General features: G+C 65.6%; 14 protein-coding genes. 10 read left to right on the top strand and 4 right to left on the bottom strand.

Features of this window, described 5'->3' with window-relative positions; translation table 11 throughout:
- Window positions 1-23 precede the first annotated feature (23 nt).
- Window positions 24-2,567, top strand: coding sequence for a hypothetical protein (locus IEX41_RS04345; RefSeq protein ID WP_188788971.1), 2,544 nt, complete (start codon window positions 24-26; stop codon window positions 2,565-2,567).
- A 456-nt stretch (window positions 2,568-3,023) separates the two neighbouring features.
- Here IEX41_RS04345 and IEX41_RS04340 read toward each other — a convergent pair whose 3' ends face one another.
- Window positions 3,024-3,482 carry an Lrp/AsnC family transcriptional regulator gene (locus IEX41_RS04340; protein WP_188788970.1) on the bottom strand — a complete coding sequence of 153 codons (459 nt, stop codon included), beginning with the start codon at window positions 3,480-3,482 and terminating at the stop codon, window positions 3,024-3,026.
- 85 nt (window positions 3,483-3,567) lie between these two features.
- Between IEX41_RS04340 and IEX41_RS04335 the strand changes: the two genes are divergently transcribed.
- Entirely contained in the window at window positions 3,568-4,707 is a 1,140-nt protein-coding gene (locus tag IEX41_RS04335) for a type III PLP-dependent enzyme (protein WP_373285603.1), read from the top strand.
- A 221-nt stretch (window positions 4,708-4,928) separates the two neighbouring features.
- A complete protein-coding gene (locus tag IEX41_RS04330; RefSeq protein ID WP_188788969.1) occupies window positions 4,929-5,396 on the top strand; it encodes a CoA-binding protein in 468 nt (155 codons plus the stop codon).
- A 107-nt stretch (window positions 5,397-5,503) separates the two neighbouring features.
- Here the strand turns inward: IEX41_RS04330 and dapA are convergent, their stop codons facing one another.
- Window positions 5,504-6,379 carry a 4-hydroxy-tetrahydrodipicolinate synthase gene (gene dapA / locus IEX41_RS04325; RefSeq protein ID WP_188788968.1) on the bottom strand — a complete coding sequence of 292 codons (876 nt, stop codon included), beginning with the start codon at window positions 6,377-6,379 and terminating at the stop codon, window positions 5,504-5,506.
- A gap of 136 nt (window positions 6,380-6,515) precedes the next feature.
- Between dapA and IEX41_RS04320 the strand changes: the two genes are divergently transcribed.
- Window positions 6,516-8,477 (top strand): transglycosylase SLT domain-containing protein, encoded by a 1,962-nt coding sequence (locus IEX41_RS04320; protein WP_188788967.1) that lies wholly within the window; start codon window positions 6,516-6,518, stop codon window positions 8,475-8,477.
- Between the two features lie 93 nt (window positions 8,478-8,570).
- Here IEX41_RS04320 and IEX41_RS04315 read toward each other — a convergent pair whose 3' ends face one another.
- Window positions 8,571-9,146 carry an LOG family protein gene (locus tag IEX41_RS04315; RefSeq protein ID WP_188788966.1) on the bottom strand — a complete coding sequence of 192 codons (576 nt, stop codon included), beginning with the start codon at window positions 9,144-9,146 and terminating at the stop codon, window positions 8,571-8,573.
- A gap of 99 nt (window positions 9,147-9,245) precedes the next feature.
- On the opposite strand from IEX41_RS04315, the gene IEX41_RS21415 reads away from it, so the two are divergent.
- The 5 genes from IEX41_RS21415 (at window position 9,246) to IEX41_RS04290 (ending at window position 16,448) form a co-directional block, all read left to right on the top strand.
- The gene (locus IEX41_RS21415; RefSeq protein WP_229672916.1) at window positions 9,246-10,898 is read left to right on the top strand and encodes a LysM peptidoglycan-binding domain-containing protein; all 1,653 of its coding nucleotides are present in this window, start codon (window positions 9,246-9,248) and stop codon (window positions 10,896-10,898) included.
- A gap of 104 nt (window positions 10,899-11,002) precedes the next feature.
- On the top strand, window positions 11,003-12,829 hold the full coding sequence (locus IEX41_RS04305; RefSeq protein WP_188788965.1) for an ABCB family ABC transporter ATP-binding protein/permease: 1,827 nt from the start codon (window positions 11,003-11,005) through the stop codon (window positions 12,827-12,829).
- Between the two features lie 130 nt (window positions 12,830-12,959).
- A complete protein-coding gene (locus tag IEX41_RS04300; protein WP_188788964.1) occupies window positions 12,960-15,104 on the top strand; it encodes a malate synthase G in 2,145 nt (714 codons plus the stop codon).
- A gap of 74 nt (window positions 15,105-15,178) precedes the next feature.
- Window positions 15,179-15,607, top strand: coding sequence for a GlcG/HbpS family heme-binding protein (locus IEX41_RS04295; protein WP_188788963.1), 429 nt, complete (start codon window positions 15,179-15,181; stop codon window positions 15,605-15,607).
- 64 nt (window positions 15,608-15,671) lie between these two features.
- The gene (locus tag IEX41_RS04290) at window positions 15,672-16,448 is read left to right on the top strand and encodes a gamma-glutamyl-gamma-aminobutyrate hydrolase family protein (RefSeq protein ID WP_188788962.1); all 777 of its coding nucleotides are present in this window, start codon (window positions 15,672-15,674) and stop codon (window positions 16,446-16,448) included.
- Between the two features lie 28 nt (window positions 16,449-16,476).
- Here the strand turns inward: IEX41_RS04290 and kynU are convergent, their stop codons facing one another.
- Window positions 16,477-17,670: a kynureninase gene (gene kynU, locus IEX41_RS04285; protein ID WP_188788961.1), complete on the bottom strand. Its 1,194-nt coding sequence runs from the start codon at window positions 17,668-17,670 to the stop codon at window positions 16,477-16,479.
- A 239-nt stretch (window positions 17,671-17,909) separates the two neighbouring features.
- On the opposite strand from kynU, the gene IEX41_RS04280 reads away from it, so the two are divergent.
- Complete coding sequence (locus tag IEX41_RS04280; RefSeq protein ID WP_188788960.1) at window positions 17,910-18,362, top strand: methyltransferase family protein; 453 nt, start codon at window positions 17,910-17,912, stop codon at window positions 18,360-18,362.
- The last annotated feature ends 26 nt before the right edge of the window (window positions 18,363-18,388 follow it).

Genomic DNA, 18,388 nt, shown 5'->3' with positions numbered 1-18,388 from the left:
TCCGAATTGAGAGTGAGCAGAAAATGGTGAGTTCGAGCAAGATTCTGACGGTCTCCTACGGCACCTTCTCCTGCACGGCAGAAGGGTTCGAGGATCCGCTCGCCGTGGTCAAGGAGTCCACGCATTTCTTCCGCGGGGTGATCCGTGAAGACCGCTTCTTTGGTGCCGAACCGCCGCAGTTCGATCCCGAGCTGGCAGCCGAACTGCTGAAGAACCAGCTGGCCGCCGAGGCGGGGCAGGGCACTTTGACCCTGCGCAGCCCGTTCGGCACAGGCACCGCCTCGACGGGACCGTCTGCCGGGGCCATGGGGGCTGCACTGGCTTCGGCCCGTCCGGCGCCCGGCGCCAGCGATGCATCCGTGTCCAGCGAACCGGAGCAGGCCCGGACCGAACCGGAACCCGAACGCGAAGCGCCGACCGCCGAAGAACTCGAAGAGATCGCCCGCCTCGAGGCGTCCATGGCGGACACCATCGCGGCCGCAGTGGCGGATCACCAGGTTTCTGCAGAGCCGCTTGTCGATGGTCCCGTCGAAACTGACGATGAAGGCTCCCCCGACATGGCGGCCGAAGACAGCGTCGCCAGCCTGCTTGCAGCCCAACCGGTGCAGGATACGGCAACGAAGGCAGCTCCGGAGAGGCAGGTCGTCGCCGACGACGCCTTCATCTACGACATGGCCTCCGAAGATGTTGCGGCAGAACAGGGCGATGACAGCATCGAGGCCGAGGCCGAGTTCTTCGAACACGAGATGATTGCAGCTGACGCCCCGGCCTTCTCTGCCAGTGACAGCGACAACGTGGCCGCCAAGCTGCGCCGCATCCGTGCGGTCGTGGCCCGTGGCGATGTGACGGTCGCCCAAGAGGACACCGATGAAGATCCCGAGCTTGCCGCCGTCGAGCCGATGATCGCGCGGGACAATCTCTTTGCCGACACACCGGCAAGCAGTGACTTCGATGAGACCTTCGAAGACGAAGAGCCGCTGTTCTCCGTCCCGGCCTCGCAAGCCATGCCGGCGGCCGTGCCCGAAACAGCCCCCGCCGAGCCGCGTCGCGTGCGCGCTCGCGTCGTGACGGTCAAGCGTGCGGCGTTCGACGCGGCGGTCGCCCGAGGCACCCTCGAGGAAGTCGAAGAAGCTCCCTCGGGCGATGACACGGTGAGCAGCCTGTCGGATGAGGACGAGGACGACCTCTCTCGCGAGCTGGCAGCCGTGAAGGCCGAGCTTGAAGCTGATTTCAATCGCGCCTTCGCCGATGATGACGAAAGCGATGACGACTGGTCCGAGGCCCTGTCAGTGGAAGAGGACGCACAGCCGGTCATGGCCATGCAGCCGGCAGTCCAAGATCAGGGCGAAGACGACACCACACCCGTTACTGCCGCCGAACAGCCCGCCTTTGCCGACACCGAAGAGGCCGCGTTCGGCGAATCGGAGGGTTCGGATGACCTCGACGATGAGGAAGACGGGGACTGGTATGCGCCCTCCTTGGGCGCAGCCACCGCACACACGTCGTCGTTCGATGATGAGGATGACTGGAATTTCGGTGACGACGATGAGTGGTCCGAGCCGGAGGTTGCGGACACCCGCGAAGAGCCGCTTCGCCCGCGCCGCGAGCCTGAAGTCGCTGCCGAAGACGAGGCCCCCGAAGATGAACTCGATGCCGCGTCGTTCTCGTCCGAGCTGGAGGACGAGTTCGATCGGGCCTTCGATGATGACGAAGACTATGACGACCTCGACGAGGACAGCCTTTCGCTTGCCAGTTGCGCAGACGACAATGAGCAATCCGAAGAGGCCGCCGAGTTCGAGCGGATCTCGGCCCTTGCCCTGGAGGCTGATCGCCTTGCCGGCGAGCAGGTCCGCAAGGCCGTCAAGATGTCGAGCCCGGCTCGCGCCATGCTAACCGAGAACAGTGTCGGTGACACCGACGCCTCGCGCATCCTCGACGAAACCAACTCGCAGCTGAGCGAGCCGGAAGGCAACCGCCGCCGCAGTGCCATCGCGCATCTGCGCGCCGCCGTGGCCGCGACCCGTGCCGACAAGCTTTTGGGTCGTCGCCAGGACAGTGAAGAGGTCATCGAACCCTACCGCGAAGATCTGGCCAACGCGGTGCGCCCGCGTCGCCCGGAAGGTGCCCGCGCCCTCACCGAGCGTCCCAACGAGGCTGCACGCCCTGCACCGCTGAAGCTGGTCGCCGAGCAACGCGTCGACAGCGAAGAGCCCGCGCCGCGGCCCCGCCGGGTCAAGCTGGCCGATCTCGAGGACGATTTCGTGTCGGGCGGCGAAGGAGACGGTGATTTCGCCGCATATGCCGAAAGCGTCGGCGCGCGTGATCTTCCCGAGCTGCTCGAGGCGGCAGCGGCCTACATGTCCTTCGTGGAGCACCGCGAGCAGTTCTCGCGCCCGCAGCTGATGACCAAGGTGCGACAGGCCGAGGTCAGCGAGTCCAGCCGCGAAGACCGGCTGCGGACCTTCGGTCAGCTGCTGCGCGAGGGCAAGATCGAGAAAACCCGTGGCGGTCGGTTCACCGCATCGGACCGCATCAGCTTCAAGCCGGACGCCCGCGCAGCAGGCTGAGGTCTGGCCTACACGAACCGAAACGGCGGGTGCTGTTGCGCCCGCCGTTTTCGTTTTTCCGGTGGCGATGCTCGGGGGCGAGCCATCACGCACTGTCAGGGTCCATGACCAATATATCGCTCGGCTGGCAGATTGCGCCGATCTGCCGGATTGTACCCCGCTGTCCGGGGGATGCGATGGGATTGGCGCCGGCGGGCCGTGAAGCCGTCCAGCACATGATTTGAAACTGCCCGGGCTGGCTGGCGGCTGTATCCGCAATTTTCAAGGTAATTGTGGGGCTCACCACGGTGGCTCTGGCCGCGTGGGCCGGGTGCAGAACATCAGAATGGGGGATGTCCCGCCAGTGTCGTGGCGTTGCCGCCAGTTCGTGGTCGCCTGTTGTCCGGTCACCTACATTGCATAACCTCCCGAGGGCGAGGGCGAGGGCGAGGGCGAGGGTGAGGGCGAGGGTGAGGTCTAGCCTCTCCGGTCGATCTTGGTGGTCAGGTGGATAAGGCTTTCCGAGCTTCTGACCCCGCGCGCCTCCGCAATGCGGTCGAGTGCGGCGTCCAGCGCCTCGGTTGATGCGGCGCAGACGATCACCATCAGGTCCACCCGCCCCGAAGTCGTGTGCACGGTCTCGACCGCGGGCATCTGGCGCAGGCGGGTCAGGACCTCGGCCTGGGTGCGCGGCTCAATGCTGACAAGGACAGTGGCGCGGATCGCTTCCCGAAGGGCCGGGCCGCGCCGGATGGTGAAGCCTGCGATGGCACCGCGCGCCACCAGCCGTTCGATCCGGGCCTGCACCGTGGTGCGCGCCAGCCCCAGCCGTCGCGCGATGTCCGACACTGGCATGCGCGCATCCGACGACAGCAACGCCACAAGCGCGCGGTCAGTTTCGTCTATCTGTAGTGCAGGTTCGTCGATTTGTTTCATGTGTCACTCAGTTTGACAAAGCTGACGGGCGAAATCGAGCATTTACGGTGCCACACTTGTTGGAAAACCAACAGGAGAGACCGTCATGGGCAAAGAGATGGGCAAAGAGCAGGCCCTTCTGCCATCCCCCGAAACCTACCTCGCGCGGGAGCGACCCGACGATCCGGTGTTCTTCTTCTGCCCGATGCGGCTGGGGCAGGTCGCGGCGCGATTCCTTGACGGCTTCCCGGGGCTTGTCACCTATGCGGTGAAGGCCAACCCGTCGCCCGAGATGATCGAGGGGCTGGTGGCGCTGGGGCTGCGCAGCTTCGACGTGGCCTCTCCGGCCGAGATGGCGCTGGTACGTGCGCACTGCCCCGATGCCGTGCTACACTACCATAACCCGGTGCGCTCTGGCGCGGAGGTCGCCGAGGGGCTGACGCAGGGGTGTACCTCTTGGTCGGTGGACCGTTTGAGCGAGCTGGAAAAGCTGTCGGGCCTGCCCGAAGGGACCGAGATCGCCGTTCGACTGAAGCTGCCGGTGCCGGGCGCGGCCTATGATTTCGGTGCCAAGTTCGGGGCTGAGCCTGCCGGGGCGGTGGCGCTGCTCAAAAGGGTGGTGGAGATGGGCCTCACCCCTTCGCTGACCTTCCATCCCGGCACGCAATGCCGCAGCGGCGCGGCGTGGGAGCGATATATCGAAGCGTCGGCCGAGGTTGCGCGGCAGGCGGGCGTGCGGCTGCATCGGCTGAACGTCGGCGGCGGGTTTCCGTCGGATCGGGGGGAGGGGCGTGCCGACCTCGAGGCGATCTTCGCCGCCATCGCCCATGCCGTGGAAGCGCATTTCGACGAGGCGCCGCAGCTGGTCTGTGAGCCGGGCCGGGCGCTGAGCGCGGAGGCCTTCATGCTGGCCCTGAGGGTCAAGGCGGTCGAGCGGGACGCTGTCTTTCTCAATGACGGCATCTACGGCGGCATGGCAGAATGGCGTGACATGGGCTCGATGCAGCGGCTGCGGGTGGTGACCACTGTCGGGTTGCCCCGGGGTGGGGAGATGGCGCCGCGCATCGTGTTCGGGCCGACCTGTGACAGCATCGATCGGCTGCCCGATCCGTTGCCGCTGCCCGTAACGCTGGCCGAGGGCGACTATCTCGTATTCGAGGGCATGGGTGCCTATTCGCGGTCTCTTGTCACCGGGTTCAATGGTTACGGCGCCAAGCGGGTGGTGCAAATGACCGCCGCAGGTTAGGCTTCAATTCAGGAAAAGAGTGGTCGGTCAAGTTTTTTGTTCACGGTTTCTTGAGAGACCTTACAAATGTTGCCGATCTGCCTATCTCTCTATCAGCAACGCGGAGCTGGAACCCCGCGATGCCTTCACTGTCCCTCGTTCCGCACTTGCGCCCAAGGCTTGTCCTTGGGCGCTTTTTCTTTGGGCTGTCGCTTTTTTTCGACCTGCGCTAGCGTCGGCGCATGAGCTATTCCGACGCCTATCTCAAGGACATCCTGAACCGCACCAAGGTGATCGCCGTCATTGGCGTGTCGCTGAACCCGGTGAGGCCAAGCTATTACGTGGCGCGCTACCTGTCGCTGCGGGGCTATCGCGTGATCGGGGTCAATCCCGGCCATTCCGGTGCAATGCTGTTTGGTGAGGAGGTGCGTTCCTCGATCACGGAGCTGCCCGGGGATGTGGACATGGTGGACATCTTCCGCCGCTCCGACGCAGTGCCGGGCATCGTCGAGGAGGCGCTGGCCCATCTTCCGGGGCTGCGCACGGTCTGGATGCAGATCGGGGTGGAAAGCCCCGAGGCGGCGGCGATGGCCGAGGCGCAGGGCGTGGACGTGGTGATGAACCGCTGTCCCAAGATCGAATATCAGCGCCTCAATGGCGAGCTGCGCATGGGCGGCTTCAACACCGGCGTAATCTCGTCGAAGTTGTAAGGGCTGGATGCTAAAAGTGAGGCCGTGACACCGTCCGGCGCTCGTTGCCGCAGGCAACGTCGCCCTGCCCGCCGTCCCCGAAGGAGCGCCGGGCAGGGCGATTTCGCTCAGTTCAGCAGGCCTGCGTGGCGCAGGGCCGCATCGATGCGGTCGCGCACCGGCTGGGTGACGGGCACCAGTGGCAGGCGCATTTCCTCGGAGCAGAGTCCCTGGCGGGCCATGGCGTATTTCACGCCGCACAGGCCCGGCTCGAGGAAGATGGCCTGGTGCAGCGGCATCAGGCGGTCCTGAAGTTCCAGCGCGGTGGCGTAATCGCCGGCCGCGCAGGCATCCTGCATGTCGGCGCAAAGCCGCGGCGCCGCGTTCGCGGTAACCGAGATGCAGCCCACGCCGCCTTGCGCGTTGAAGCCGTGCGCAGTCGCGTCCTCGCCCGAAAGCTGGATGAAGTCTGGCCCGCAGGTGATGCGCTGGGCACAGACCCGCGCGAGGTCGCCGGTGGCGTCCTTGACGCCGACGATGCGCGGCAGCTTGGCAAGCTCGCCCATGGTGGCCGGGGTCATGTCGACCGCCGAACGGCCGGGGATGTTGTAGATGATGATCGGAAGGTCCGACCCGTCATGCAGCGCGGTGAAGTGCGCAATCATCCCGGCCTGGGTGGGCTTGTTATAGTAGGGCGTCACCACGAGGGCGGCATCGGCCCCGGCGCGCTGAGCAAACTGCACGAGGTGGAGCGCCTCTGCGGTGCTGTTGGACCCGGCACCAGCAATCACCGGCACACGGCCCGCGGCGGCTTCGACCACGCAGGCGATGACCTGTTCATGTTCCTCGTGGCTGACCGTGGGGCTTTCACCGGTGGTGCCCACCGGGACAAGCCCGTCAGAGCCTTCGGCAATGTGCCATTCGACCAGACGTTTGAGCGTGTCGAAGTCCACTGCGCCGTCCTTGAACGGCGTGACCAGGGCAGGCATAGAACCTTTCAACATCACACGCTCCTTTATCCTTTTCGCGTTTTCCCGTGGAAATCGTCTCGCCTGAAGGGAATGTGAGTTTGAAAGCTTCCCGCGAGGCGATACCCTCGGCGACGCGTCTATTCCCTGTCACAACCGAAAATGCAAGCTCATGTCGCGCCTCTGGGCCCTCATCCTGATTATCCTACTCCCTCAAGGCGCTGCCGCCCAGGCCGATCGCCCCCTTGCGTCCGCAATGCAGGACATGCGGGGCGGCAACTGGGCCGCGGCGCTGATCGATTCGCGTGGTGACGGCCAGGCGGCGCTTGATGTCATCCTCTGGCATTACCTTCGGTCAAGCTACGGCGATGCATCGCAGATCATGGATTTCATCACCCGCAACCCGAACTGGCCGGGCATGCCATACCTGCGGGAAAAGAGTGAAATCGCCATCTCCGAATCCGGTGACAACGAGATTACCCGCGCCTTCTTTGACGGCTACCGTCCGCAGACCGGCGCCGGGGCGCTGGCGCTGGCCCGTGCCTATGCGGCGAGCGGTGAACGCGGCCAGGCCGAGGCCGAGGTTGTGTTGGCCTGGCGCACCCTCGCGCTGTCGGGGGACGAGCGCCGTGCCTTCGTCGACCAGTGGGGAGATGTGCTGGGGCCGCATCACGAGGCACGGCTCGACATGGCACTGTGGCAGGGCTGGGAAAGCAACGCCCGCGCCATGCTGCCGCTGGTGTCGGACGGCTGGCGCGCGCTGGCCGAGGCGCGTATCGGCCTGCGCGAGATGGTCGCCGGCGTGGATAGCCTGATCGAGGCGGTCCCCGAGGATCTGCGCGATCACCCGGGCCTTGCCTACGAGCGCTATCTGTGGCGCCTGCGCAAGGGACGCGAGAGTGACGCAATCGAACTGCTGAGCGAGTATTCCACCAGCGCCGAGGCCCTGGGCGAGCCCTGGGCGTGGGCCGAGCGGCGTCACGACCTTGCGCACCAGCTGATGCGTGGCGGAGATTACCGCGATGCCTACACGGTGGCCTCGACCCATTACCTGTCGGACGGTGCCGATTACGCGGAGCTTGAATGGCTGTCGGGGTATATCGCGCTGCGCTTCCTTGATGACGCGGAAACTGCGCTTGAACATTTCCGGGGCCATGGCGGAGCGGTGGACTCTCCGATTTCGCTCGGGCGGGCCGGGTATTGGCGGGGCCGAGCGCTCGAAGCACTCGGAGACGAAGAGGGCGCGCAGACCGCCTACCGCGAGGGCGGCCGTTGGCAGACCTCGTTCTACGGCCTGCTTGCCGCCGAAAAGGCCGGCATGGAGGCAGACCCCACTCTTGCCGGGACCGAAGATTTCCCCCCCTGGCGCGAGGCGCCTTTCACCGAAACCAGCGTCTACAAGGCCGCGGTGCTGCTTCTGGCCTCTGGCGAAACTGCCCTTGGCGAGCGGTTCCTGACCCACCTCGCCGAGGGGCTCGAGCGGCAGGAGATCGGTCAGCTGGGGGCCATGCTGGACGAGATGCAGCGCCCGCATGTGCAGGTCATGGTGGGCAAGCGCGCGGCGCGCTACGGCATCCAGGTGCCGGGGCCCTATTACGCGCTGCACCCAGACATCGTGCGCACCGATTTCCCGGTGCCCAAGGAGATGGTGCTGGCAATCGCCCGCCGCGAATCCGAGTTCGACCCGGTGGTGGTGTCGGGCGCGGGGGCGCGGGGCCTCATGCAGCTGATGCCGGGCACCGCGCGCGAAGTGGCGGGCTGGCTCGACATTGCCTACAGCCATGACGATCTGACCGGTGATCCGGCCTACAACGCACGGCTCGGGTCTGAGTATCTCGCGAGCCTGGCGCGGCGGTTCAACGGCAACGTGGTGATGATGTCGGCAGGCTACAATGCAGGCCCCAGCCGCCCCATCCGCTGGATGGAAGAGCGCGGCGATCCCCGCAGTGGCCCCGGTGGTGGCGAGATCGACGTGGTGGACTGGATCGAGATGATTCCGTTCAACGAGACCCGCAACTACGTCATGCGCGTGTCGGAAAGCCTTCCGGTCTATCGCGCACGGCTGGGCCTCGACCCGCTGCCTGTGCCCTTCAGCGAAGAGCTGACCGGCTCGACCCTGGCAGAGGTCAACTGATCGACCAGGCCCGCGCCGCCGTCCGGCGCGGGCCTGGTGCCGGGCTCATGGGCGTGGGGACGCCGCAGAGCAGCCCACTGCGTGGGCGACGCCTCAGGTCAGGGCGCGGCGGAGCGTTTCCATCACGCCTTCGGGGGACGGGGCGGCCTGCACGAAATCAAGCAGGCTGGCATCAGCAAAACCTTCGTCCACCACGTGTTTCATGAGCGCCTGCAGGGGTTTCCAGAATCCGTTCGAATCCAGAAGCACGATGGGTTTGTCATGCAGGCCCAGCTGGCGCCACGTCAGCGCTTCAAAGAACTCGTCGAGGCTGCCAGCGCCGCCGGGCATCAGGACGATGGCGTCGGCGTTCATAACCATGACCTTCTTGCGCTCATGCATCGTCTCAGTGACGATGAAGCGGGTGAGGTCGGTCTTGCCCACCTCGAGGTCGAGCAGGTGGGTGGGGATCACCCCGAAGGTATCGCCCCCCGCCGCCTGCGCCGCCCGTGCCACGGTGCCCATGAGGCCCACGTCGCCTGCGCCGTAGACCAGCCGCCAGTTTTCACCGGCGATGAGCTGTCCGAGCGTTTCTGCTGCCTCCACGTGGGCCGGATCATGGCCGGTACGCGAGCCGCAATAGACGCAGATTGACCGCGCAGGCGGCGTGGGGTTGCATTTTGGTGTCATGGAGGGGCTCCAGCGTATTTGCCGTTTTGACCCGAGATAACGGGATTGTTATACGTTCTCAACCGCGTCGGGGATGGGCGCGGGTTGGGACACTGTCGCATGAATACGTCGAAGCTGCTCGGCTGGGGGATCTTGGGTGTCGTCGCGTTGGTGGCGGGGCTTTACATGGGCGACGTGATCGGCCCGGGGGCGGATGCCTTTGCGGACGACGAAACCGTCGCGTCGCCAGAAACGAGCGAAAGCTCTGGTGGACGCGACACGGGTGAAAGCTCCATGGCGTCCGACCTGGGCGGAAGGTCTGGGGAACCGGGGCCGGGCGGAAGCGTCGAAGGAGCCGGGGCGGACGGAAGCACGGACGCGACCGCAACGGACGAAAACGCCGCCGCGCTTGCGACAGGTGGCAGCCGCGAAACACCCCGGACAGACCGAACCGCAGGCACCCCCGATGCTGGCGAGCCCTCCGCAACCTCCGACGCCGGGGGTGCACCCGAGGCATCCGCCTCCTTGGATGCGGCCTCTGACAGAGCGGGCAACGCAGGGGGCGCAGCTTTGACTGAAGAGAGCAGTCCGGACGTAAATGCCGCTCAAGGCGATGATGTGGCTGACATACGGTTGCCGGAGGACGGCTCCGATGGTGAGGATGACGCGGCGCAGGCTGCCGTCGGCATAACCTCCACCGACAGCATGTCCGCCGGAAGCCCTGCCGCGAATGCGGACACGATCACGCCTTCGCCTGAGGCTGCGGCCGGCAACCCCGTTGAGGAAGGCTCGGCCTCTGCCTCTGAACGCGCCATTGCCGCCGCCCGCGAGCCGCAGGTTGCCGAGGCCACGCCGCAGGCCGAGGCCCCGGCACAGGAACCCCGGTTCGACATCGTGCGTGCCGAGCCAGATGGACAGACCCTTGTGGCAGGGCAGGCTCCGGCAGGGGCAGAGGTCGAGATCCTGGTCGATGGTGAGGCGCAGCCTGCCATGGCCGTCGATGCATCGGGGCGCTTCGTGCAGTTCCTCGACCTGCCCGCCACCGGCAGCCCGCGCCGCCTGTCGCTGCGCATGCAGCTGGATGGCCGCGACGTCAGCGGCACCGACGAGCTGCTGCTTGCACCTCCGCCTCCGCAAGCTGCTGCGCCCGAGGCGCCCTTCGATGTCGCGGATGAAGATCCGACCGTGCCCGAGACCATCGCAAGCGCCCCCGAGCTCCCCGCCACTCCCGAGATCGCCACCGCCCCGGCGGTGATCCTGTCCACCCGTAACGGGGTCGAGATCATGCAGGCGCCCGAGCCGGTGGTCACCGGGCAGGTGGCCATTGACGCGATCACCTACGATGACGAGGGCAATGTCACCCTGTCGGGGCGGGGCAGTGCCGAGGCGGGGCTGCGCATCTACCTCGACAACCGTTCGGTCGCTGCCGCCGAAATCCCTGGCACAGGGCGCTGGCAAAGCCGCCTGCCGCAGGTCGAGCCGGGCACCTACACCCTGCGCGTTGATCAGGTCGAGGAGGGGGCCGTCAGCTCGCGCGCCGAAAGCCCGTTCCTGCGCGAAGACCCCGAAAAACTCGCCGCTGCAGCCGAGAAGGCTGGCGGAGAGGAGCCGCTCAGGGCGGTTACCGTCCAGCCCGGCCACACGCTCTGGGCGCTGGCCCGCGACCGCTATGGCGACGGCTTGGCCTACGTGAAGATCTTCTCGGCCAATTCCACGCAGATCCGCGACCCGGACCTTATCTACCCCGGGCAGGTCTTCGACATGCCCGAATAAGGCGCATCGGGCGCCGGCGCCTCGCGACGTGGCAGGGTGCCCCTCTGGCAACCGGGCGTCCTTGAGGGTATTCGGGGCTGGACCGCATGAGCCCAGGACCGCCAATGCCCCCCCATCTTGCCGCAAACCCGGACACCCAGAACGAGATCGCCCGCGAAGAACGCAGATCGGCGCTGCGTACGATCCGCCGGGTGGGGCCGTATCTGTGGCCCGAGGAGCAGGCATGGGTAAAGCGGCGGGTGGTCATCGCCATGGCCTTCCTGCTCATCGCCAAGCTGATCGCTGTGTCGACGCCGCTGTTCTACAAGCGGGCGGTGGACACGCTGTCCGGCGATCTGCCGGAGCTGGCCATCGGGGCGATCGGACTTACCCTCGCCTATGGCCTTGCGCGGCTGATGAACGTGGGCTTCCAGCAACTGCGGGACGCGACCTTTGCCCGGGTGGGGCAGCGGGCCCTGCGGCAGCTGGCGCTCGAGACCTTTACCCACATGCACCAGCTGAGCCTGCGCTACCACATCACTCGCAAGACCGGCGGGCTGTCCCGGATCATCGAGCGCGGGGTGAAGGGGGTCGAGTTCCTGCTGCGCTTCCTGTTGTTCAGCATCGGGCCGCTGTTCCTCGAGCTGCTGCTGGTGGGTATCGTGCTCGCCGTGCTTTTTGACATCTGGTATCTCGTGGTGGTGGCGGTGACCATCGGCCTTTACATCTGGTTCACCTTCAAGGTCACCGAATGGCGCGTCCGGTTGCGCCGCAAGATGAACGAACAGGACACGGATGCGAACCAGAAGGCCATCGACAGCCTTCTGAACTTTGAAACAGTCAAGTATTTCAACGCTGAAGGCCGTGAGGCGGCACGCTACGACAGCGCCATGAAGGGCTACGAAGCGGCGGCGGTGAAGACTGCCACATCGCTGGCAACGCTGAACTTTGGTCAGTCTCTGATCATCACCTCGGGGTTGGTGATCGTTATGGTGATGGCTGCCATGGGGGTGCAGAGCGGGGCGCTGACCGTGGGCGATTTCGTCATGGTCAATGCCTACATGATCCAGATCACCATGCCTCTGAATTTCCTCGGCACGGTGTATCGCGAGATCCGGCAGAGCCTTGTGGACATGGGGCAGATGTTCGACCTGCTCGACCAGCCCGCCGAAGTCACCGACAAGCCCAACGCCCCGGCCATCGACGTGCGCGGCGGCGTGGTCGAACTGGACGACGTGCGCTTTTCCTACGATCCCACCCGGCCAATCCTGAAGGGCGTGTCCCTCAAGGTGGGGGCAGGGGAAAGCGTGGCGCTTGTGGGACCGTCGGGGTCTGGCAAGTCCACCATCGGACGGCTGCTGTTCCGTTTTTATGACGTGGCTGACGGAGCGATCCGCATCGACGGGCAGGATCTGCGGGACGTCACGCAGGACAGCCTGCACCGGTCCATCGGGGTGGTGCCGCAGGACACGGTGCTGTTCAACGACACCGTCCGCTACAACATCGCCTACGGCCGCGACAACGCTACGGATGACGAGATCGTCGCGGCGGCGAAGGCGGCGCGGATCCACGGCTTCATCGAGGCGTTGCCCGAAGGCTACGACACACAGGTGGGCGAGCGCGGGCTGAAGCTGTCGGGCGGCGAGAAGCAGAGGGTGGGCATCGCACGGACGCTGCTCAAGGACCCGCCGATCCTGCTGCTGGACGAGGCGACCTCGGCCCTCGATACGGAAACCGAGGCGCAGATCCAGGGGGCCTTGAAACGGGCCGGTGAGGGGCGCACCGTGATCACCATCGCGCACCGGCTGTCGACCATCTCGGACGCGGATCGCATCGTAGTGCTGGAAGCCGGCGAGGTGATCGAGGAGGGCACGCATGAGGCGCTCTTGGGGCGGGGTGGGCGCTATGCGCAGCTTTGGGCGCGGCAGCAGGCGGACCCGGACGCAGGCTGAGCCGGGGGCAAATTCCTTGGCAAGAAATTTGCGGTGCAGGCGCGGAATTGGTCAAATCAGGTGACCGGTCTTGTTTCCGATAGGAAACACCCCTACACCTTCGGCACCGACTCCATGAAAGAGGCCCCACATGAGCGACCGCATCCAACGCGCCGGACTTCAGATCGACCCGCTGCTGTTCGACTTCCTCGAAACCCGTGCCCTGCCGGGCAGTGGTGTGGCGGCGGATGCGTTCTGGGAGAGCCTGTCGCAGCTGGCCCACGAGTTCGGACCGCGCAACGCGGCGCTGCTGAAACGTCGCGAGGACCTTCAGGCGCGCATCGACGCTTGGCATCTCGAGCACAAGGGCAGCGCCTTCGATCCCGAGGCCTACCGCGCCTTCCTCGAGGAAATCGGCTATCTCGTGATCGAGGGGGCCGATTTCGAGATCGAGACCACGAACACCGACCCCGAGTTCGCCTCGGTCCCCGGCCCGCAGCTGGTGGTGCCGATCACCAACGCCCGCTACGCGCTGAACGCTGCGAATGCGCGCTGGGGTTCGCTCTATGATGCGTTCTACGGCACCGATGCTCTGGGATCGGTCCCGCCCAAGGGCGACTTCGACGAGGCACGTGGCGCGCAGGTGGTGGCGCGGGCTAAGGCCTTCCTCGACGAAAGCTTCCCTGTCGCAGGCGGCAGCCACGTGGGTGCCGAGAGCTATACCGTCGAAGGCGGCGCGCTTGTGGTGGGGGGCAAGCCTCTTGCGTCGCCCGCTCAGTTCGCGGGCTACCGCGGTGCGCCCGAGGCCCCGGAGGCGGTGCTTCTGGTCAACAATGGCCTGCACGTGGAGCTGGTCTTTGACCGAGACCATTTCATTGGCAGGACCGACAGCGCGGGGCTGGCGGATGTGCTGATGGAATCTGCCGTGTCGGCCATCATGGATTGTGAGGACTCCGTCGCCTGTGTCGATGGCGAGGACAAGACGCTGGCCTACACCAACTGGCTGGGCCTGATGAAGGGCGATCTGGCGGACAGTTTCGAGAAGGGCGGCAAGACCGTCACCCGCGTGCTGGCCGGAGACAAGGTGTTCACCGCGCCGAATGGCTCGGAGGCCACGGTGAAGGGGCGGGCGCTCATGCTGGTGCGCAATGTCGGCCACCTGATGACCAACCCCGCGATCCTGCTCAAGGACGGCTCGGAGATCTACGAGGGGCTCATGGACGCCATGATCACCACGCTGATTGCCAAACATGACCTTGCCAAGACCGATGGTCCTCGCAATTCGGTCGAAGGATCGGTCTATGTGGTGAAGCCCAAGATGCACGGCCCCGAGGAAGTGGCCTTCGCTGACGAGATCTTTGGCTTTGTCGAAGAGGCGCTGGGGCTGCCGCAATACACCGTCAAGCTTGGCATCATGGACGAAGAGCGTCGGACCTCCGCCAACCTCAAGGAGTGCATCCGCGCCGCCAAGCACCGGGTGGCCTTCATCAACACCGGCTTCCTCGACCGCACCGGAGACGAGATGCACACCTCGATGGAGGCGGGTGCCATGGTGCGCAAGGGGGCCATGAAGGGCCTGCCGTGGATCACGTCTTACGAGGATCGCAACGTCGACATCGGTCTTGCCTGCGGGCTGCGCGGCAAGGCGCAGATCGGCAAGGGGATGTGGGCGATGCCGGACCTCATGGCCGACATGCTCGAAGCCAAGATCGGCCACCCCAAAGCGGGTGCCAACTGCGCCTGGGTGCCGTCGCCCACCGCTGCCACGCTGCACGCGCTACACTACCACGCGGTGGACGTTCTGGCGGTGCAGGCAAAGATCGCTGCAGGCGGTCCGCGCGGCACGCTGGAGGATCTGCTGACGATCCCTGTGGCGGATGGCGCCAACTGGTCCGAAGCGGAAATCGCCGAGGAGATCGAGAATAATGCGCAGGGCATCCTTGGTTACGTGGTGCGTTGGGTCGATCAGGGCGTGGGCTGTTCCAAGGTGCCGGACATCCATGACGTGGGCCTGATGGAGGATCGGGCGACCTGCCGGATTTCCTCGCAGCATATGGCGAACTGGCTGCATCATGGCGTGATCTCGGATGCTGAGGCCATGGCCGCCATGAAGAAGATGGCCGAGGTCGTGGACCGTCAGAACGCGGGGGATGCGTCCTACACGCCCATGGCGCCGGGCTTTGACGGGGTGGCCTTCAAGGCGGCCTGCGATCTGGTGTTCAAGGGCCGCATGCAGCCGTCGGGCTACACCGAGCCGGTGCTGCACCGTCGCCGCCTCGAGCTGAAGGCCAGCTGAGGCGGAGAGGGGANCCCCCCCCCCCCCCCCCCCCAGCGTATTTTCATAGAGAAGAAGACAGGAGGCTTCGAGACATGGCAGGCATTTCGCTCAGCCGGGCGCGGACGATGATCCGCAAGACGTTCGACACCGGCAAGGAGATGGGGCTGAACCCGCTTTCGGTCGTGGTTCTGGACGATGGCGGCAACATCATCGCCTTCGAGCGGCAGGACGGCGCAAGCCCCGGCCGGTTCCAGATTGCCCATGGCAAGGCTTATGGTGCGGTGATGCTTGGCATGCCGGGCAGTGCACAGATGAAGCGCGCTGAAGCACAGGCCTATTTCATCGCGGCGGCGAATGGCGCGTTCGGCGGATCGCTCATCCCCGTGCCGGGCGGCATTTTGGTCAAGGATTCCAAGGGCCGGGTGCTGGGCGCCTTGGGCGTTACCGGGGATTCGTCGGACAATGACGCGACTGCCGGAAAAGCAGGCGTCGAGGCTGCCGGGCTGGCTGCCGACATCTGAGAGCCTTTCTTACAGCGCTGCCCTGCACTATGTTTCAGGGCAGCAGCAGAGAGAAGAGGTTCACATGGCCCGCCCTGTCGTCGGCATCATCGGCAATCAGCATCTGATCAACGACACCTACGTGGTTCACGCAGGCGGCGAAATGAACACCGAGGCGGTATCCTGCGTTGCGGGGTGCCTGCCGATGCTGGTTGCTGCCGATCCGCGTTTCGTCTCCGTCGAGGAGTTGATGGAGACCTGCGACGGCTTTCTTCTGACCGGCGGTCGGCCCAACGTCCATCCCGAGGAGTACGGCGAAGAGGCCACCGAGGCGCATGGCGCTTTCGACCGCGCGCGCGATGCCATCGTGTTGCCGCTGGTGCGGGCCTGCGTGGAGCGGGGGCAGCCCTTCCTGGGGATCTGCCGGGGCTTCCAGGAGGTCAATGTCGCTATGGGCGGCACGCTTTATCCCGAGATTCGGGACTTGCCGGGGCGGATGAACCATCGCATGCCGCCGGACGGTACGCTGGAGGAGAAATTCGCACTGCGCCACAAGGTGACTCTGGCCGAGGGCGGGCGGTTCCACAGGATTCTGGGCGCCTCTGAGGTGATGACCAACACGCTGCACGGGCAGGGCATCAAGACCCCTGGAAGCCGCATCGAGATCGAGGGGCACGCCCCCGATGGCACGCCGGAGGCCCTGTATGTCAAGGGTGCGCCGGGGTTCACGATGTCGGTGCAATGGCATCCCGAATGGGATGCCGGCAACGATCCGGTGTCGCGCCCTCTGTTCGAGGCTTTCGGCGAGGCAGTGCGCAGCTATGCCGCGCACCGGCGGGCGCCGCAGCGCATTTCTGCCTGAGAGCGCGCGCCCTTGCCTGTGCTTTGGGTCAGGTGACCGCCTTGCGTAGCTGGTACTTCGGATGATCCCAGAGAGCGCCGCGCAGGATGCGGGCCAGTACCTCGACCGCCTCGCGGATCTCGGTCTCGCCGATATAGAGCGGGGTGATGCCGAAGCGCAGGATGTCGGGCGCGCGAAAGTCCCCGACCACGCCGAGGTCGATCAGCGCCTGCATGATCGGGTAGGCGTTGGGGCTGCGGAAGCTGACCTGGCTGCCGCGCGCGTCGTTGTCGCGGGGGGTGGCCAGCTTGAGCCCGGGGCAATGGGTTTCGACCTCTTCGATCATCAGGCCCGTTAGCTCGAGAGAGCGTTTGCGCAGCTTGCGCATGTCGACCTTGTCCCAGACATCGAGCGCTGCATCGAGCGCGGCCATCTGCATCACCGGGGGCGTGCCGACACGCATGCGTTCGACCCCTTCGGCGGGGCGGTAGCCGTGTTCGAAGGCGAAGGGTCTGGCGTGCCCCAGCCAGCCTGCCAGTGCCGGTTCGCAATGGTCCGCGTGTTCGGGGGACACATAGATGAAGGCGGGCGCGCCGGGGCCTGCGTTGAGATATTTGTAGGTGCAGCCCACGGCGAAATCCGCGCCGCCTGCGGCCACGTCCACCGGCACCGCCCCGGCGGAATGGGCGAGATCCCAGACCACCATGGCCCCCATGTCATGGGCCTTGCGGGTCAGCGCCTTGAGATCGTGGCGGCGGCCGGTGCGGTAATCCACCTCGGTGACCAACAGGACGGCGACCTCTTCGGTGATCGCGTCCTCGAGTTCGTGCGGGTTCACCAGCCGCAGCTCGTGGCCGCGGTCCAGCAGGTCCGCCAGCCCCTGCGCCATGTAGAGATCGGATGGGAAATTGCCACGGTCCGACAGGATGACTCGCCGTTCCGGATTGACCTGAAGCGCGGCGGACACGGCCTGGAAAACCTTGATCGACAGGGTGTCGCCGATGACCACGTGGCCGTCCTCGGCCCCGATGAGCCGTCCGATCCGATTGCCGAGCCGCATGGGCATGTTCATCCATCCGCAGGCGTTCCAGCCGCCGATGAGATGTTCGCTCCATTCCTCGGTGAGCATGCGCTCGATCCGGGCGGGGGTGGCCTTGGGCATGGGGCCAAGTGAGTTGCCGTCGAGGTAGATCAGCCCGAGGGGGATGTGAAACTGCTCTCGGGTCCAGGCGAAGTCGGTCAAGGGGCGCTCCGGCGTTGTGCTTTTTGTGAAGGGCACCGTGGCCCGGATCCGCGGCGCAGGCAAGTCGCCGGTGTGTCGGACGGTGCGTCGCCCTGTCCACTGTCTGGCGTGCCTTCTGTCACGTCCGGGCAACGGCTCAAAGGCATGTAAGAACTGTTAGCGCCAAGCCTTCGATTCCGCTGTTGCAGAGCCGGGGGAGGCGCGAAAAGGTTGGCCGAGCCGCAGAAGGCGGGGAGACCATGAGACAACTGATCGACATACCGCCGGTGTGGCTGGCGGGTTTTCTGTGCGCCGCGTGGTGGCAAGCCTCTTACCACCCCATGGGCCTGAGCTTCGGCCCGATCTGGGCGGACCTGCTGGGTGGGCTGCTGGTCGGAGGCGGGCTGTTAATGGTGCTTTTGTCGATGGTGCAGATGCGGCGCAGGCGTACGACCTTCATGCCGCACCAGGACGCCGACCACCTGGTAACGGACGGAATTTTCGGGATTTCGCGAAATCCGATCTATCTGGGGGATGGCATGATCCTTGCGGGATTCATCCTCTACTGGGATGCGGTGCCGTCGCTGGTGCTGGTTCCGATCTTTGTATGGGTTGTGGAGAAGCGGTTCATCGAGAAAGAAGAAGCTGCACTGCGGCGAAAGTTTCTTGCGCAGTTCGATCGCTACTCGCAACAAACGCGTAGGTGGCTTTGATATCAGGGCCGTTTACCTGTATGCAC

The organism is Salipiger pallidus, from assembly GCF_014643635.1.
In the GTDB taxonomy this organism is placed as follows: domain Bacteria; phylum Pseudomonadota; class Alphaproteobacteria; order Rhodobacterales; family Rhodobacteraceae; genus Salipiger; species Salipiger pallidus.
The sequence above is the reverse complement of the archived record's forward strand: the minus strand, read 5'-3'. Positions and strand labels throughout refer to the sequence as shown.

Excerpts from the sequence above, each read along its gene's own strand:
- IEX41_RS04345 (WP_188788971.1), top strand. The coding sequence starts at position 24 with ATGGTGAGTTCGAGCAAGATTCTGACGGTCTCCTACGGCACCTTCTCC.
- IEX41_RS04340 (WP_188788970.1), bottom strand. The coding sequence starts at position 3,482 with ATGAAACAAATCGACGAACCTGCACTACAGATAGACGAAACTGACCGC.
- IEX41_RS04335 (WP_373285603.1), top strand. The coding sequence starts at position 3,568 with ATGGGCAAAGAGATGGGCAAAGAGCAGGCCCTTCTGCCATCCCCCGAA.
- IEX41_RS04330 (WP_188788969.1), top strand. The coding sequence starts at position 4,929 with ATGAGCTATTCCGACGCCTATCTCAAGGACATCCTGAACCGCACCAAG.
- dapA (WP_188788968.1), bottom strand. The coding sequence starts at position 6,379 with ATGTTGAAAGGTTCTATGCCTGCCCTGGTCACGCCGTTCAAGGACGGC.
- IEX41_RS04320 (WP_188788967.1), top strand. The coding sequence starts at position 6,516 with ATGTCGCGCCTCTGGGCCCTCATCCTGATTATCCTACTCCCTCAAGGC.
- IEX41_RS04315 (WP_188788966.1), bottom strand. The coding sequence starts at position 9,146 with ATGACACCAAAATGCAACCCCACGCCGCCTGCGCGGTCAATCTGCGTC.
- IEX41_RS21415 (WP_229672916.1), top strand. The coding sequence starts at position 9,246 with ATGAATACGTCGAAGCTGCTCGGCTGGGGGATCTTGGGTGTCGTCGCG.
- IEX41_RS04305 (WP_188788965.1), top strand. The coding sequence starts at position 11,003 with ATGCCCCCCCATCTTGCCGCAAACCCGGACACCCAGAACGAGATCGCC.
- IEX41_RS04300 (WP_188788964.1), top strand. The coding sequence starts at position 12,960 with ATGAGCGACCGCATCCAACGCGCCGGACTTCAGATCGACCCGCTGCTG.
- IEX41_RS04295 (WP_188788963.1), top strand. The coding sequence starts at position 15,179 with ATGGCAGGCATTTCGCTCAGCCGGGCGCGGACGATGATCCGCAAGACG.
- IEX41_RS04290 (WP_188788962.1), top strand. The coding sequence starts at position 15,672 with ATGGCCCGCCCTGTCGTCGGCATCATCGGCAATCAGCATCTGATCAAC.
- IEX41_RS04280 (WP_188788960.1), top strand. The coding sequence starts at position 17,910 with ATGAGACAACTGATCGACATACCGCCGGTGTGGCTGGCGGGTTTTCTG.